Here is a 2,340-nt window from a genome sequence, read left to right on the forward strand (position 1 = left end):
CGCTGGATCGCCTCCTTGCCCGTTTCCAACCTGACTTTAGCGCGTCCAAACGTGCAGAACGCGCCACTTTCGCGCCAAAGTGTGCGACCGTTCTATTGTCACCACCGTAGCACGGCGAACGTGCAACTTTGCGCCAACTTTAGGCCAGATTGAGCGGACACAAAAAGAGACCCGGCCATAAACGCCGAGTCCCTTGGAGATTGGACGCAATGCTCAGTGCAGGTTTTGACGGATTTCCTCGATCTCCTTGATGTCCAAACCTGTCACGTCCGCGACATCTTGCACACTAGCGCCTTTGGCCAGCATGCGGTGCGCGACTTCCCGTTTGCCTTCGAGCAGACCCTGTTGCAACCCCTGCTGCAGTCCCTGTTGCAATCCCTTCTGAATTCCCTTCTCCTCAAACTCCCGTTCCAACTCACGCAGCAGATCCGTCATCTCCAGCACCTTCAATGCAGATGCTTCTTAAGCTCTTCCAGCTCTTCACGCGAAAGCCCCGTTGCCTTTTCGATAACCTCTGTCGGAACGCCTTCCGCGAGCAAGTTATGGGCAATTTCGCGCGCTTTCAAGAGCTCGCCTTTGTGAATCCCCTTCTCCTCAAACTCCCGCTCCAACTCACGCAACAGATCCGTCATCTCCAACACCCTCCTTAGCTGCTCCTTTTGCTCATCCGCCATCACACGTCCGCTGAAGCCGAGAATCAGCGCCGCCAAATAGTTCTGCTCATGCACATCGGGCACGCGCTGCACAACCTCGACGATTTCCTCAAACGCCTCATCCCGCGTCCGGCGCTCAAACCGCATATGGAACACGAACGCCAAGCGTACCCGGTCGTACTCTGTACGTTTATGGATTACTTTCCCTCTCCTGTATGCTAAGAATAACTTCATATGCGTCTTGAGGGCTTTTGATTGCTTTATAAAATTCTTCTTCTGTAATCCTAGACTCAACAAATCTAGGAACGATCTCCCCTGCATCGTATCTGATATAGATTGCATCCCGTTTTCTAATAATTTCTATTCCATAGTCACTGAAAAGTACCGTTTCTTTTCCCTCCATAAAAATCGCCACCTTATTTTTTATATATTCTACTAACGGTATATTTATCAGGCCCAACCGGGTCTATAACCGCCTCAGGTATGCCTCCAGAAGTGTACCCTCCAGGTATCCATTGATGATTCGCTCCTAACTCATTTCCTGAAGGCATTCTGAGTCCATCTGGATGGTCAATATCTATTCGAACGGGTTCTTTTCCTAATGTCCCCTTATCCAACCCAAGTAAAGACTCCAATTTTGATACATCACCATCAGACTGAGCTATCAATTTATCTGCAATATCCTTGGGCATAACAAAGGTTCCGGTAGGACCTCCCACGATTTTCCCATTGGGATCTTGGGCTGCAATTTTCGCAACTCCATTTTTAAATAAGTTCAAATGAGATTCAATATATTCTGGTGATAAATATGTCGAAGGGTCAGGTCTTTCTCCCTTCTTGATGCTCTTAATAGCCTCTATTTGCGCTTCATCCAAACCGTGGGTAATTTCACCCTCACTCGAACTATCTTCTTTCACAAATTCCGATGGCATGAACTCCTTGGTATCAAAATACACCTTAAAGTTTGAATCTGATCCCACAGGAGATAAGACATAACCAACTCCTATTATTTGATTTTTTATTCCATCAATTTCATCTGATATAGCGTCGAGAATATAAGAGTCACCGTTGCCCGAAACGATTCCTAAAACGGCAGATGAAATTTGATAAATTTGTCCCCCTTTTTCCCCAAATTTGTTCCTTAAAGCGTTTTCTATACTATTATGTGTCCCGACTTGTTCTAGTTTACCTTCTGCAAGACTTTTAAAATCTAACACTCCACTTCGTACATTGTTTACACCATCTATTGTGGCTGCAGCCCCTAATGCAGTACCAATCACCGTTTCAGAGAACAAAGTGCCTCCAACAGCTCCTGCTACGGTCTCTGCTGCTCCACCCGCTACTTCAGCCGTTGCTTCCAACGTCTTTTCTGGGTGTTTAGCTAGATTGCCTAGTACGTGCTTGGCTTCGGTCGCATCTCGATCCACCGTCATTTGTACCCTGTGATATGCTTCTATTGCTTTCTTCTCCATCCCACTAAATTCCTTTTGGCTCTTTTCCGATATAGCATTTAGGAGTGTTTCTCCCCTCGCAGCTAATTGATGAACTCCTTGCTCAACTTCGCTCTTTACACTTGAAGCGATTTTTTCTACGTGAGCGTCAAATAGTGCACACCTAGCGCCAGCGTGCCTGGTGCGAGATGATCCCCCCAGAATCCGACCATGGAGGGATCATCGTGACGAAGGCG

Annotated in this window: 4 protein-coding genes; all 4 read right to left on the minus strand. The window is 47.1% G+C overall.

Annotated elements, in window-relative coordinates; genetic code table 11:
• Nucleotides 1-213 precede the first annotated feature (213 nt).
• From BLU70_RS14130 to BLU70_RS14145, 4 genes are read right to left on the minus strand one after another with little or no spacing between them, the layout of a single operon-like run.
• Nucleotides 214-435, minus strand: a complete 222-nt coding sequence (locus tag BLU70_RS14130; protein ID WP_074693999.1) for a transposase — start codon at nucleotides 433-435, stop codon at nucleotides 214-216.
• A gap of 11 nt (nucleotides 436-446) precedes the next feature.
• On the minus strand, nucleotides 447-800 hold the full coding sequence (locus tag BLU70_RS14845) for an RpnC/YadD family protein (RefSeq protein WP_244885244.1): 354 nt from the start codon (nucleotides 798-800) through the stop codon (nucleotides 447-449).
• 43 nt (nucleotides 801-843) lie between these two features.
• Nucleotides 844-1,056: a hypothetical protein gene (locus tag BLU70_RS14140; RefSeq protein WP_074693996.1), complete on the minus strand. Its 213-nt coding sequence runs from the start codon at nucleotides 1,054-1,056 to the stop codon at nucleotides 844-846.
• A gap of 13 nt (nucleotides 1,057-1,069) precedes the next feature.
• On the minus strand, nucleotides 1,070-2,125 hold the full coding sequence (locus BLU70_RS14145; RefSeq protein WP_074693997.1) for a hypothetical protein: 1,056 nt from the start codon (nucleotides 2,123-2,125) through the stop codon (nucleotides 1,070-1,072).
• Nucleotides 2,126-2,340: the final 215 nt, after the last annotated feature.

The sequence above is a fragment of the Alicyclobacillus hesperidum genome, from assembly GCF_900107035.1.
GTDB classification, from domain to species: domain Bacteria; phylum Bacillota; class Bacilli; order Alicyclobacillales; family Alicyclobacillaceae; genus Alicyclobacillus; species Alicyclobacillus hesperidum.